The organism is Arthrobacter sp. NPDC056691, from assembly GCF_042791415.1.
GTDB lineage: Bacteria > Actinomycetota > Actinomycetes > Actinomycetales > Micrococcaceae > Arthrobacter.
Window position 1 is genome coordinate 110722 of sequence record NZ_JBHTXX010000012.1, and the last position, 13763, is coordinate 124484.

Consider the following 13763-nt stretch of genomic DNA (forward strand, 5'->3'; position numbering starts at 1 on the left):
AAGCCATAGGGATCGGCGCAAAAAGCTGGCCTTTGGCACGAGAAAAAGAAGGGAGAACCCACTAATGACGCGCAAGCCCAAGGCACTGCTGGTCATGAATAGCGGAACCATGGCGGACCAGTTCGATGCTTCGCGGCTGGAGCGGCTTGCCGGCCTGGTGGACCTCGACGGACAGCTCTGGACCGACAGCCTCGACGCACCGGAACTCGCCGCGCAGCTGTCCGAAGTGGAAATCCTGCTCACCAGCTGGGGCGTGCCCCGGCTGGACGGGGAAAGGCTCGGGCGCATGCCGCAGCTCCGCGCGGTGTTCCACTGCGCCGGTACCGTGCGCAGTTTCGTCAGCGACGAACTGTGGGAACGCGGCATCCTGGTCACCAACGGCGCCGACGCCAACGCCATCCCGGTCGCAGAGTTCACCTTCGCGTCCATTGTGCTGGCGGGAAAGAAGGCGCAGTTCCTCACCAATGATGCCCGCGCCTCCCGTGAGGACTGGTCCTATTCCACGTCCCGCGGCGAACTCGGCAACATTGGCCGCACCATCGGGATTATCGGCTTTTCCCGCATCGGCCGCCGCGTGGTGCAGCTGGTGCAGCAGCTGCAGGATGTCACCTGCCTGGTGTCTGATCCGCATGCGGACCCCTTTGAAGTGGCGGCCGCGGGCGGGCGGCTGGTGAGCCTCGATGAGTTGCTGCCGGTGTCGGACGTCGTCACCGTCCACGCACCGGCCCTGCCGGAGACGCGGAACATGATCGGCGCCCGGGAGCTGGCAGCCATGAAGGACCACGCCACCCTCATCAACACCGCCCGGGGCTCGTTGGTGGACACCGCGGCCCTGGAGGCAGCGTGCGGCGCCGGGCGCCTGCATGCCATCCTCGACGTCACCGAACCCGAGCCCCTGCCCGCAGGATCAGTGCTGTATGACCTGCCCAATGTTGTGCTCACCCCGCATATCGCAGGATCGTTGGGAACAGAGACCCGCAGGATGTCGGACGCCGCCCTGGACGACCTCGAACGCTACCTCACCGGACAGGCGCTGGTGGCAGAGGTGGTATCCGAAGACCTCGGCCTGAGCGCCTGAGCCAACCACCCGAAAGACCTCGCCGCAGCAGCGGCGGACCATCCCCTACCTAGGAGAACCGCAATGAAGCGCACTACCCTCGCGGCGATCGCCCTCGCCGTCACCGCCGGACTTGGACTGACAGGATGCGCCGGCGCCGCCGGCCCCGCGGAAACGGGCAGCCAGGACGGCAAGACCAAGCTCACAGTGTCCGTGTGGAACTACGAGGGAACGCCGGAGTTCAAGGCATTGTTTGACGGCTATGAAGCGTCCCACCCGAACGTGGACATCGAACCCGTCGACATCCTGGCCGACGACTACCCGCAGAAGGTCACCACCATGCTGGCCGGCGGCGACACCACTGACGTGCTGACCATGAAGAACGTCATCGACTACGCCCGGTACGCGAACAACGGCCAGCTGCAGGAGATCAGCAGCGTGGTGGACGCGGTGGGCAAGGACAACCTGGCCAGCCTGGACGCCTTCGACATGAACGGCAAGTACTTTGCCGCACCGTACCGGCAGGACTTCTGGCTGCTGTACTACAACAAGGACCTGTTCAAGGCCGCCGGAATCGACGATCCCAAGGACCTGACGTGGGAGAAGTACTCGGAGATCGCCAAGAAGCTCACCGGCACGGCGGACGGAAGGAAGGTCTACGGCACCTACCACCACATCTGGCGTTCAGTGGTCCAGGCCATCGCGGCTGCGCAGAATGGCGGGGACCAGATCAGCGGCGATTACGGCTTCTTCGAGGACCAGTACAACACCGCACTGGACCTGCAGAAGAGCGGCGCCACCCTGGACTTCGGCACGGCCAAGAGCCAGAAGACCAGCTACCGCACCATGTTCGAAACCGGCCAGGCAGCCATGATGCCCATGGGCACCTGGTACATCGCCGGCATCCTGCAGGCCAAGAAGGACGGCAAGACCAACGTCAACTGGGGCCTGGCTCCGCTGCCGCAGAAGGACGCCAACGGCAAGGTCAGCACGTTCGGTTCCCCCACCGCGTTCGCGGTGAACAAGAACGCGGCACACTCCGATGAGGCCAAGAAGTTCATCGAGTGGGCAGCCGGCGCAGAGGGCGCCAAGGCCATCTCCAAGATCGGTGTCGTGCCGGCCCTTCAGAACGACGCAGTAACGGCGGAGTACTTCAAGCTGGACGGCCTGCCCACCGACGCTCTCTCCAAGAAGGCCTTCACGCCGGATCAGACCACCCTCGAAATGCCGGTGAGCGACAAGTCCGCAGCCACGGACAAAATCCTCAACCAGGAGCACGACCTCATCATGGTCGGCGAGCGCTCCGTCGCTGACGGCATCGCTGAGATGGGCAAGCGCGTCAAGGACGAAGTCCTGAAGTAACCATGACTACAGAAACAATCACCCGGGCTTCCGCCCCCGTGCAGAGCCGCGGCAACCGGAAGCAGGCCAGGCGCAACACGCTGATCGGCTGGACGTTCATCCTGCCGAACTTCCTGGGCTTCCTGGCCTTCACGCTCATTCCCGTCCTCGCCGCGTTTGCCCTGTCCTTCATGGAATGGACCTCGTTCAGCGCCCCCAAGTGGGTGGGGCTGAAGAACTTCGAGCGAATGGTTGCCAGCGACTCGTTCTGGGTGGCCCTGCGCAACACCGTGGTCTACGCGCTCGGCCACGTGCCCCTCACCATGGCCCTGGCCCTCGTCCTCGCGATGCTGCTGAACCGCAAGCTCAAGGGCATCGGCTTCTTCCGGGTGGCCATCTTCTTCCCGTACATCACCTCCCTGGTGGCGGTCGCCGTCGTCTGGAACATGCTGTTCAGCCCGGACAGTGGCCCCGTCAACCAGTTCCTGCACGCGATCGGCATAGCCGAAGCGCCGGGTTGGACCTCCAGCTCAGACTGGGCCCTCCCCGCCGTCATCATCACCAGCGTCTGGCGCGACATGGGCTACTACATGGTCCTGTACCTGGCCGGCCTGCAGGCCATCCCCGCCGAACTCTATGAAGCAGCCGAAGTGGACGGCGCTAGCGCCTGGCAGCGCTTCTGGAACGTCACCCTGCCGTCGCTGCGGCCCACCACCTTCTTCGTGGTGGTCATGCTGACGGTCTCGAGTTTCAAGGTGTTCGACCTCATCGTCGTCATGACCAACGGCGGTCCCGGACGGTCCACCACCGTCCTCTCGCAGCTCATCTACCAGGAGGGCATCGGCGAAGGGAAGTTCGGCTACTCGTCAGCAATCTCGCTGGCCCTGTTCCTCATCGTCCTGACGGTCACCGTCCTGCAATTCAAGATCCAACAGCGGAGGGAACGCTGATGACCAACACGGCCGAAGACCTTAAAGCCGAGGCGCCGTTCGCGGCGGGCAACGTGGCGCCGGAACCGGTGGACCGCCGTCGTTCCCGTATGAAGGGTTCGAACCGCTCCAGGCGGGAACGTAAGGTCCGGACCACCAACGCCATCATCTACGGCGTGCTCGCCGTGCTGGTCCTGGCGCTCATGGTGCCGTTCATCTGGATGGTCTCCTCCTCGCTGAAGCAGAACAACCAGGTCCTCACGGTTCCCATCCAGTGGATCCCCTCTGAGTTCGTGTGGAGCAACTACACGGATATCTGGTCCCGGATCCCCATGCTGGGCTACCTGCAGAATTCGCTGTACCTGTCCGTGATCATCACGGTTCTGCAGGTGCTCACCGGGTCCCTGGCGGCGTACGGCTTCTCCAAGGTCCGGTTTCCCGGCCGCGATGTGCTCTTCCTGGGTTACATCGGCACCATCGCCGTGCCGTGGCAGGCGTACATGGTGCCGCAGTACATCATGATGCAGCAGCTGGGCCTGACCAACAGCTTCAATGCCCTCATCCTGCTGCAGGCGTTCGGCGCCTTTGGTGTGTTCCTGATGCGCCAGTACTACATGACCATTCCGGACGAGCTCTGCGAAGCCGCCCGGATCGACGGCCTCAGCGAATATGGCATCTGGGCGCGGGTGATCCTGCCGCTGTCCAAGCCTGCGCTGGCCAGCCTGGCGCTGCTGACGTTCGTCAACACGTGGAACGACTACATGGGCCCGTTCATCTACCTCACCAGCAACAGGCTCTGGACGGTCCAGTTGGGGCTGCGGTCCTTCGTGGGCCAGTTCGACGCCGAATACGCCATGATCATGACCGGCTCTGTGATCTCCGTGATCCCGATCCTCATCATCTTCCTGATCGGCCAGCGCTACTTCATCCAGGGAATCGCGACGAGCGGGATGAAGGGATGACCACCGTGGGCGGGCAGCAGCACAAGGCCGGCCAGCAGCGGCGCCGTTGGGCCGGGCCGGGATTCCATACCTTCGGGACCGTATTCGGATTCGTTTACACCTTCCTGGCCGGAAACGTCCTGCTGGCCGTGGCCAACGCGCCGTTGGTGCTCTGCCTCGCCCTGGTGGCCGACCCCGCGGCCGCCTGGCCCTTCTTCCTGGCGCTCTCGGTCACCGTGGCGCCGTCCCTCGCCGGCATCTTCGAGGCCTTCCGCTCACTGAACGACGACGGCGGTGCGGTCACGCCGGTTGCCGCCTTCCTCTTGGGATACAGGCGCAGTTTCAAGCGGGCCGCGTCGCTCGGCTTGGGCGCCGTAGCTGTGTTGCTGTTCCTCGGCGTGGATCTGGCGATTGTCCAGGCCATGCCGGCGGCTGCCGTGCTGGTGCCTGTGATCGTCGTAGCAGCCGCCGTGACGGTGAGCCTGGCAGTGACGGCGATTGCCGGCGTCGTACTTTTGCCCGACGCGGGGCTGAAAGGCATCCTCAGGGCGTCCCTGTACCTCAGCCTCCAGCGCTGGTACCTCAGCCTGGCCATGCTGATGCTGCTCGGCATCATCGCGTCGGCGGCCGTCCTGCAGCCCGTGCTGGGTGTGGCCCTGGCGCCCGCACCTCTCCTGTTTGTGGTCTGGAGCAACGCGGCCTACGCATACTCCGCGGCCCTGCGGCGCGAGGCCCCGAACAACCCCCTCTAGCGGAGTTTTTGTCCAGATAACGGGCTCTAAAGCCCCATTAAGTCGCGGTATCTGGACAAAAACTCGCAAGGGTTAGAGGGCGACGGCGGTGAGCGCCTGGTCGTAAATGTCCAGGGCCGTGGCCACTTCCCCGGGCGTCACGACGGCCGGCGGGACGACGTGGATGCGGTTGTCCGCGATGAAGGGCAGCAGGCCAAGGCGCAGCAGTTCGGCCTTGAGCCGACCCATGTATTCCGCGGGAACCGGAGTCCGGGTGGCGCGGTCCTGAACCAGCTCCAGCGCCCAGAAGACGCCACGGCCGCGGACCTCGCCGATGACGCTATGCCGCTCGGCAAGCGCACGGAGGCCAGGCTCAAGGTGGTCGCGGCCCATCCGGGCCGCGTTGCCCACGATGTCCTCTTCCTCGAAGGCCTCGATCGACGCCACGACGGAGGCCGCGGCGAGGGGGTGGCCGGAGTAGGTGAGGCCGCCAGGGAAGACGCGCTCGTCGAAGGTGGCCGCGACTTCACCGGAGATGATGACGCCGCCCACGGGGACGTAGCCCGAGTTCACGCCCTTCGCGAAGGTGATGAGGTCCGGGGTGACGTTGAACGCGTCGAGCGCGAACCAGTCGCCGGTGCGCCCGAAGCCGGCCATGACCTCGTCCAGGATCATCACGATGCCGTGCTCGTCGCACAGCGCCCGGACGCCTTCGAGGTAGCCGGGCGTGGGGATGAGGATCCCGGCGGTGCCCGGGACGGTTTCGAGCAGGACGGCAGCGACCGACTGCGGGCCCTCGGCCTGGATGACGCGGCGCAGGTGGTGCAGGGCGCGCTCGGTTTCCTGTTCCGGTGTCTCCGCCCAGAACTCGGAGCGGTAGAGGTACGGGCCGAAGACGTGGACGTGGCCGCGGGCGTATTCGTTGGGGATGCGGCGCCAGTCGCCGGTGGCCACGATCGCCGAGCCGGTGTTGCCGTGGTACGAGCGGTAGCGCGAGATGACTTTGTCGCGGCCCGTGTGGAGGCGGGCCATGCGGATGGCGTTCTCGTTCGCGTCCGCGCCGCCGTTGGTGAAGAAAACCTTCTCCATATTGGCCGGTGCGTGCGACAAGATTTTGGCAGCCGCAGTGGCCCGGACGTGGTTGGCGTGGGCCGGGGCGACCGTGGCCAGGCTGGTTGCCTGCTGCGCGATGGCCGCGATGACCTTGGGGTGCTGGTGCCCGATATTGGTGTTGACCAGCTGGCTGGAGAAGTCCAGGTAGGTGTTGCCGTCGTGGTCCCAGACCGTGCTGCCGGATCCGCCGGCGATGGCCATCGGGTTGAGGGACTTCTGCGCCGACCAGGAGTGGAAGACGTTGGCCCGGTCCAGGGCGACGACGTCTGCGTTGGAGACAGCGCTGCTGACGGCTGAGCTGGCGGCTGCGGCGTTGGTGACTGCGGAGTCCAGTGTTGCCTGGCTGGCGACCATGACGGTTCCTCTCGATGGATGGTTTGGGGACTTGCTTCATCATCCGGTTCCCGGCCGCCGCGGCCCCATATACCTTTGTACAATCAGCACAAGCCCGTTCGACGTTTTCACATCCCTAGGGGTCCGGCATGCCGCCAAGCCTGAACGTCCTCCTCCGCAGCCGTGCGCTGAAGCTCCGCCTCGTGGTGCCAGACGCCGGGGCTCCCCGGCTCGACGAGCCGATCAGTTGGGTGCACAGCTCCGATTTGGCGGACCCCACGCCATTCCTCGACGCCGGGCAGCTGCTGCTCACCGACGGCACGCAGTTCCCCGTGGACGCCATGCTGACGGAGACGACGACGGCGGACGCGGCTACCGTGGGACCCTCACCGGCAGTGCCAACCGGCTCCGTCTATGGCGAGTACGTGGAGCGTCTGGTGGGGCACGGCATCGCTGGCCTGGGCTTCGCGACGCAGGTGATCCACGGAACGCTGCCGCCGGCACTGGAAGAAGCCTGCCGGAAACACGGGCTGCCGCTGCTGGAAGTCCCCGACCGGACACCGTTCATCGCGATCATCCGCATGGTGGCCGACTATCTGGCCAAAGAAGAACATGCCCGGGCGGAATGGTCGCTGCAGGCACAGCGGGCCATCTCCCGCGCAGCCCTCCGCCCGGACGGGCTGACCTCGATCCTCGGGGAGCTGGAACGCCAACTGCACAGCTGGGTGGCACTCTATGACGCTGCCGGCAACTACGTCCGGATGCCTCGAAACCGTCCGGTTCCCTCCGACATTGCCTCTGACGTCACGGCGAAGGTCCGCACTGCCCTGGACCTGGGGACGCGTTCCGCCTCGTATCTGGAGATCGGGGGCCAGTCGGTGACCCTGCAGACCCTTGGCCGCAAGGGCAGCCTCCGCGGCGCGCTTGCCATGGGAGCCATCGAGCCTTTGGACCCGGCACGGGCGGACATCGTCAACAGCGTGATCGGCCTGGCCAGCCTGGCACTCGAGCAGGCCCGCACCCTCGATACTGCCCGCAGGCACCTCCGTGCCGGCGTCTTCGAGCAGCTGCTGGCGGGCAGCACCGACGTGGCCGTTAAAACGGCGCGTCAGGTGTGGGGCCAGTTGCCGCGGGATCCGCTGTTCGTGACCGCCTCACGGCAGGAGAATCCGGCTCCCAACCTCCTCGAAGCGCTGGAACTCCTGGCCGATGACTACCGCGGCGCCGTTTTCTATGCGCTGCGCGGTGAGTTGCTGGTGATCCTCTCGGGCCGCGCCCACCAGGACAAAGTCCTGGAGCTGATGCAGCGCCACGGCACATGCGGCGTCTCCTCCGAAACGACGATTGACGGACTGCCGGGCGCCCTGGAGGAAGCCACCCGCGCGCTGCGGCGCGCTACAGAATTGGGGAGGGCCGCCGTCGAATTTTCCGAACTGTCCGAAGGCGGGGTGCTGGGTCTGCTGCGCGAGGAAAAGGCCGGACCCGTGGCGCGCGGACTGCTGCAGCCGCTCGTCGCGCACGATCAGGCGGAGCAGACGGAACTGCTGGCCACGGTCCGGGAATGGTTCGCCAACGACTGCGTCTGGGACAAGACCGCCCGGCGCCTCGGCGTCCACCGGCACACGCTGCGGAACAGGGTGGACGCCGCCGGCCGGATCCTGGCCCTGAACCTGGACGGCATGCGCGACCGGCTGGAGCTGTTCGCCGCGGTGCAGTTCCTGGAAGAAACCCAATCGCAGAAGGGTTAGTCCCTTGACGGCAGGACCTGAGGAAGAGTTAGGGGAAACCCGACAGGACCTGAGGAAGGGTTTGAAAGAGGCAGGGCCTCCGGCGCGGAATGTGCGCCGGAAGCCCTGTCCTTTTATTCAGTTCCCTGGCTGACTTATTAGTTCTGCGGGAAGCCGAGGTTGATGCCGCCGTGGCTGGGGTCGAGCCAGCGGGAGGTGATGGCCTTCTCGCGGGTGAAGAACTGGAAGCCCTGCAGGCCGTAGGCTTTGGAACTGCCAAAGATCGAGTCCTTGAAACCGCCGAAGGAGTAGTAGGCCACAGGGACCGGGATGGGCACGTTGATGCCCACCATGCCCACTTCAACCTCGTTCTGGAAGCGGCGGGCCGCTCCGCCGTCGTTGGTGAAGATCGCCGTGCCGTTGCCAAAGGCGCCGGAGTTGATCAGGTCCAGGCCCTCCTCGTAGCTGCGGACGCGGACCACGGCCAGGACGGGGCCGAAGATCTCTTCCGTGTAGGCGCGGGAAGTGACCGGGAGGTCGTCGATGAGGGTGGGGCCGAGCCAGAAGCCGTTCTCGTCGCCGTCAACGTTGATGCCGCGGCCGTCCACCACCACCTTGGCGCCGTCCTCGATCGCGACGTCGATGTAGGACGCCACCTTGTCGCGGTGCTGCCGGGTGACCAGCGGGCCCATGTCACAGTTGCGGCGGCCGTCGCCGATCCGGAGCGTGGCCATGCGGGAGGTGATCTTTTCGATCAGTTCATCGGCGACCGGCTCGACGGCGACCACCACACTGATGGCCATGCAGCGCTCACCGGCGGAACCGAAGCCGGCGTTGATGGCGGCGTCGGCGGTCAGCTCAAGGTCGGCGTCAGGCAGCACCAGCATGTGGTTCTTCGCGCCGCCGAGGGCCTGGACACGCTTGCCGTTCCGGGCCGCGGTCTCATAGATGTACTGGGCGATCGGCGTTGAGCCGACGAAGGAGATGGCCTTCACATCGGGGTGCTCCAGGAGGCCATCGACCGATTCTTTGTCGCCGTGCAGGACGTTGAAGACGCCGTCCGGCAGGCCCGCCTCGGTGAATAGTTCCGCGAGCCAGTTGGCCGCCGTCGGGTCCTTTTCGCTCGGCTTCAGGACAACGGAGTTGCCGGCGGCAATGGCGATCGGCAGGAACCACAGCGGCACCATGGCGGGGAAGTTGAACGGGCTGATGATGCCGACCACGCCCAGCGGCGACTTGGTGGAGTAAACGTCCACGCCGCTGGAGACGTTCTCGGAGTGCTCGCCCTTGATCAGGTGCGGGAAGCCGGTGGCCAGTTCCACCACCTCCTGGCCGCGGGTGATTTCACCGAGCGCGTCGGAGAGCACCTTGCCGTGCTCCGCGGTGATGATCTGGGCCAGTTCGCCCTTGCGCTCGTTGAGCAGCTCGCGGAACCGGAAGATGATCTGCTGGCGCTTGGTGATGGAGAGGTCCCGCCACGTAGGAAAGGCCTTGTGGGCCGAAGAGATCGCGGCTTCAATGTCGGCGGCGTTGGCCAGCGCTACACGTTTGGTTTTGATCCCCCTGGCGGGGTCGAAGACCGGCGCGGTGCGGTGACCGGAGGAGAGGGCTTCTTCTCCCCCGATCCAGTGGGACAGTACGGGAAGTTCCTGGTTTTCGGACACGCTGTTCTCTGACACGCTTCTTCTCGCTTTCAGGATTTGATGGCAGGGGCGTTATTGGCAGGGCGCCGGAGCGGCTTGTTAGCCACGGTAATTGGACCGCGCGGCGGCCTTCGCCCAACATTTGTCAAGCGCGCCGCTTGCACATCGACATATGTACAGGCCCGACGACGGCGTGCCCGGCCCTACCGTGAGTGTCACCAGCACGCCCACCCAGGAGTCCGCATGAAACGACGATTCCCCACCACTGCCACCGCCGCCGCCACCGCCGCGCAGCCCACAGCAATTGCCGCCTCCGTGTTGGCGGCAGTCGCCGTGCGTACCGGCGAACACTGTCCGCAGACCGGGTGGTGGTACCCACTGCAGTCCGCTTCGGCCGAGGCCGGACCTGCAGAACCCGCGCCGGCTGCAACCGGGCCGGCCCCGAGGTTTGTGGGGCAGGGCAGCGTCATGCCGGCGGTCGGCGGCTCGCCCTCCCTGTGGCTGAAAACCGCGCCGCAATAACCCCGCCACCCCATTTACGCGCGCGCGTTTAGCGGTTAGGCTTGTCTGACAATCTGCAAAGCAAGGCAGACCAGAACCTAGCAATTGGGGAAGCGCATGTCGGAAACGCACCTGTCACCCGAGCCGACATCCCTGCCTGCGAGAATGTCACCCGTGGCCTCCGTTTCTCGGCGGGACGGGGTGGTCAATGAAATCCGCCGCGCCGTAGTGCTGGGCACCATCAAGCCCGGCGAAAAGCTGACGGAAGTCCAGCTGTCCGAATGGCTCAACGTCAGCAGGCCCACGGTCCGCGAGGCACTCAACCAGATGGCGCAGGAGGGCCTCCTGATTCAGGAGCCGTACCGCGGGCTCCGCGTGGCCTCCCTGGATACGGCCGCCATCATGGACCTCGCCAATACCCGCATGGCCCTGGACATGCTCGCGGTCACCGCGATCATCGAAGACGGTACCGGTCGCCGCATGGGAATGGTTGAGGAAAGCTGGGCCGAGTACAGCCGCGTGGAGATGGACCCCGATCCGGTGGTGCGGCATGAAAGCCACGTGGCCTTCCACCGCAAGCTATGGGCCGCATCCGAGAACGCGCTTCTGTTGCGTCTCTGGCCCGTCACCGAGGCCCATGTGACCATCATCCTCGCCCAGGACCAGGCCACCCGCGCAGATCCCGTCCGCGCCCACCGCGTTCACGAGAAGCTGGTGAGGGCCATCCGGACCAAGGACCTTGAGGTCATCAGGAAGGCCTTCACCGAGCACACGATAGACAGCGCCAAGGAACTCATCGCGCTGCTGGACAAGCAAAAGTAGCTGGAGCAAAAGTAGCTGGACAACCAGAAGCAGAAGGAGAACCTACACACATGAAGATCCTCATTGTCGGCGCAAACGGCCTGCTCGGCTCCGCCGCGGTGGCAGCACTCAAAGGACGGCACGAGGTCATCGAGGCCTCCCGCTCGAGCGACGTCAGCGTGGACCTCGCCGAACCTGACTCGATCCGGCGCATGTTCGACCAGGTAGGCACAGTGGACGCCGTGATCTCCTGCACGGGCTCGGTTCCGTTCAAGCCTCTCGCCGAGCTCACAGACAAGGACTTCCGGTCCGGCTTCGAGGACAAGGTCCTCGGCCAGGTCAACCTGGTGCAACTCGGCGAGCAGTACATCTCCGACGGCGGCTCCTTCACGCTGACCAGCGGAGTCCTCGCCCGCGAGCCCATCCTGACCGGCGCCGCAGCCTCACTGGCCAACGGCGCGCTCGAGTCGTTTATGATGGCTGCCGCCGCCGAACTGCCCCGGGGAATCCGGATCAACGCCGTGAGCCCCACGGTCCTGGCCGAGGCTTCCGGCTACCACGAGTTCTTCCCGGGATTCTCGCAGGTGCCCGCCGACGAGGTTGGCCGCGCCTATGTGAAGTCCGTTGAGGGCATCCAGACCGGCCAGGTCTTCGCACTCGACTGAGCCGATTCCTGACTGAGCCACGCCGGACCGGGGCGCACCTTGACTTGGGGCGCACCTGGACCCGGGCCACTCCCGAACCATCGCCAACTCAGAACCGCCGCCACCTAGAACGGCGGTGGTTCTGGCTGCTGGAGCGGGTAGACAGCACTGCCAACTTTCGCAGCTTCAGTCGTGTAATTCCGGCCCAGGGGTGAATGCCATTCAAGGTCTCCGGCTGGCGACGACTGCCGGTAGCCCCAGGCGCCGATGGACTTCAGCGCGTGGTGCCTTCGGCAGAGCATTGCCATGTTGCCGGCGTCGGTGGTGCCACCGTCCTGCCACTCGATCGTGTGGTCGGGTTCGCAGGCGGCGGCCCGCCGGGTGCACCCCGGGAACCGACAGGTCCCGTCACGGCAATGCAGATACCGGCGCAGCGCCTTCGGCGGGCGATAGGACGCACGCCCAACGCCCAAGGCCCGGCCGGTGGTGAAGTCCGTGAAGAGCGTTTGCCACGTGGGTGCCAAGGCCGCCAGGCGCCAGGCCGTGGCAGCGTCAATGGGGCCGTACCCTTCGAGTTCCGCCATTCCCAATTCGGCCGCTTCAAATCCAGCCGATTCAAGACGGGCCGATTCGAGGACAGCAGCGGCGGCCGCGTCGGCGGATTCGGCACCGTCACCGGGAACAGCACCGTCACCGTCACCGTTGCCGGGAACGAAGTTGCCGGCAAGGACGGAACCGACGGGAATGGTCAGCACGACCTGGGCGCGAAATGCCCCGGTTCCCGACTCGTCAGATCCGTTTGGAAGCTCGCCGGATCCGCCCAAGAGCCCGTCAGACCCACCAAAAAGGCGGTAGGCCAGCGCATCAGCGCGGAGCTCCGACAGTGTGCCGGGTTCAGCATCAGGGCGCGGCCCGGGAAGGCCCCTGAGCTCTGCAGCCCGCACGCTGGCCTGCCGCGCATCGCGGTCGAGCCCATTGAAAATGGCCATCCCGACGTCCGCAGTGAGGAAGGCGGAGAGCGTGCACATGCCGTCCGGCTCGGCCGAGAACCAAACGCCGCGCTCACGCTGGGCAGCCTCTTTACGGGCCGCGAGGCTCTCGGGGTGCAGGCTCTCCCGCAGCCGACGCAGGCATGCGCGGAATTCGGACGTTGTGCGGCGGCGGCCTTGCCGTGTCCGCGTTCGCCGCAGGGCAACCGTAGCGAATTTTTCGGCCTGCTCTGCGGGGAGGGAGCGGGCCTGATCGAGGATAACCCGGGCGTGCGCTTCGGTAATCTCGCCTGCCTGGACCGCCTCAAGGACCTCCCACTGGGCCGTGGTCAGATCCGCTGCGTCGTTCAGGAAACGCGCGGCCGTGCCTTCCGAGAGGGCACAGGCGGTGGACACCTCCGTGACAGCAAGCGCATGCGTTTCGTCCCCACCGAACCGTACCGGCTGGTTCTCTTGCCGCCGGGGCGATTCCTCGCCAATCGCTTCTTCGACCCGCGCCAGGGCCCCCATTTTCACGCCCGTTGCCCAGGCGATGAGCCTGTCGGTCGACTCCACCACGCCGAGTGCTTCGTCGGCGGTGAGGAAGGAGGCGAGCGGAACGCTCACGGTGCCGGCGAGCAGTGAATCCTCCCGGTCCGTGAAGTCGACAGCCGGAATCCACGTCTCATCGTCGGTGACGAATGCCTGGACCTCCACGCCTCTCCCCCTCCCGGAAACAGTGCCGGCACTTCTTCTACCGGACACTTTCAGGCTAGGGGGAGGGTCTGACATTTAATGCTGCGGGTTCAGGGCCCGCGAAAAAAGTACTGGACGTGGCCGGGGTCACAGCGCTACTGTTGAACCAGCACGCAGATTGTTTGACAATAAAACAACCAAACCACGACGGCGGCCCGGAACTCACGCCGCCCCTCACCTCCCCGACCGGCAGCCCACCGCCGCCGGCCACAAAATTTCCTTCGAGCTGCGGACGGCCCCTTGATGCCGCCGCCAGCCCGGTAACCCCATTCCCGTAA

The 13763-nt window shown here is 65.7% G+C and carries 12 protein-coding genes; 9 read left to right on the plus strand and 3 right to left on the minus strand.

Translation table 11 applies throughout. The features are described from left to right. Positions 1-64 precede the first annotated feature (64 nt). The 5 genes from ACFRAU_RS12140 to ACFRAU_RS12160 all read left to right on the plus strand — a co-directional run bounded on the left by ACFRAU_RS12140 (position 65) and on the right by ACFRAU_RS12160 (position 5020). Positions 65-1078: a hydroxyacid dehydrogenase gene (locus ACFRAU_RS12140; RefSeq protein ID WP_378000110.1), complete on the plus strand. Its 1014-nt coding sequence runs from the start codon at positions 65-67 to the stop codon at positions 1076-1078. Positions 1079-1141: 63 nt separating this feature from the next. Beyond that, on the plus strand, positions 1142-2419 hold the full coding sequence (locus ACFRAU_RS12145; protein ID WP_378000111.1) for an ABC transporter substrate-binding protein: 1278 nt from the start codon (positions 1142-1144) through the stop codon (positions 2417-2419). A 2-nt stretch (positions 2420-2421) separates the two neighbouring features. Further along, entirely contained in the window at positions 2422-3348 is a 927-nt protein-coding gene (locus tag ACFRAU_RS12150; protein WP_378000112.1) for a carbohydrate ABC transporter permease, read from the plus strand. After that, on the plus strand, positions 3348-4289 hold the full coding sequence (locus tag ACFRAU_RS12155; protein ID WP_378000113.1) for a carbohydrate ABC transporter permease: 942 nt from the start codon (positions 3348-3350) through the stop codon (positions 4287-4289). Before ACFRAU_RS12150 ends, ACFRAU_RS12155 begins: the two co-directional genes overlap by 1 nt. Beyond that, entirely contained in the window at positions 4286-5020 is a 735-nt protein-coding gene (locus ACFRAU_RS12160; RefSeq protein ID WP_378000114.1) for a DUF624 domain-containing protein, read from the plus strand. The genes ACFRAU_RS12155 and ACFRAU_RS12160 overlap by 4 nt, the downstream gene beginning before the upstream one ends. Positions 5021-5092: 72 nt before the next feature. On the opposite strand, the gene ACFRAU_RS12165 is transcribed toward ACFRAU_RS12160, so the two are convergent. Further along, positions 5093-6466 carry an aspartate aminotransferase family protein gene (locus tag ACFRAU_RS12165; protein ID WP_378000115.1) on the minus strand — a complete coding sequence of 458 codons (1374 nt, stop codon included), beginning with the start codon at positions 6464-6466 and terminating at the stop codon, positions 5093-5095. 128 nt (positions 6467-6594) lie between these two features. Between ACFRAU_RS12165 and ACFRAU_RS12170 the strand changes: the two genes are divergently transcribed. After that, a complete protein-coding gene (locus tag ACFRAU_RS12170; RefSeq protein ID WP_378000116.1) occupies positions 6595-8193 on the plus strand; it encodes a PucR family transcriptional regulator in 1599 nt (532 codons plus the stop codon). Between the two features lie 137 nt (positions 8194-8330). Here ACFRAU_RS12170 and ACFRAU_RS12175 read toward each other — a convergent pair whose 3' ends face one another. Then, the gene (locus ACFRAU_RS12175; RefSeq protein ID WP_378000117.1) at positions 8331-9851 is read right to left on the minus strand and encodes a CoA-acylating methylmalonate-semialdehyde dehydrogenase; all 1521 of its coding nucleotides are present in this window, start codon (positions 9849-9851) and stop codon (positions 8331-8333) included. 207 nt (positions 9852-10058) lie between these two features. On the opposite strand from ACFRAU_RS12175, the gene ACFRAU_RS12180 reads away from it, so the two are divergent. The 3 genes from ACFRAU_RS12180 to ACFRAU_RS12190 all read left to right on the plus strand — a co-directional run bounded on the left by ACFRAU_RS12180 (position 10059) and on the right by ACFRAU_RS12190 (position 11782). Then, entirely contained in the window at positions 10059-10337 is a 279-nt protein-coding gene (locus tag ACFRAU_RS12180) for a hypothetical protein (protein ID WP_378000118.1), read from the plus strand. A 144-nt stretch (positions 10338-10481) separates the two neighbouring features. Further along, positions 10482-11138: a GntR family transcriptional regulator gene (locus ACFRAU_RS12185; protein WP_378000134.1), complete on the plus strand. Its 657-nt coding sequence runs from the start codon at positions 10482-10484 to the stop codon at positions 11136-11138. Positions 11139-11188: 50 nt separating this feature from the next. Further along, positions 11189-11782: a short chain dehydrogenase gene (locus ACFRAU_RS12190; protein WP_378000119.1), complete on the plus strand. Its 594-nt coding sequence runs from the start codon at positions 11189-11191 to the stop codon at positions 11780-11782. 104 nt (positions 11783-11886) lie between these two features. Here ACFRAU_RS12190 and ACFRAU_RS12195 read toward each other — a convergent pair whose 3' ends face one another. Further along, the gene (locus ACFRAU_RS12195; RefSeq protein WP_378000120.1) at positions 11887-13446 is read right to left on the minus strand and encodes a DUF222 domain-containing protein; all 1560 of its coding nucleotides are present in this window, start codon (positions 13444-13446) and stop codon (positions 11887-11889) included. Positions 13447-13763 lie beyond the last annotated feature (317 nt).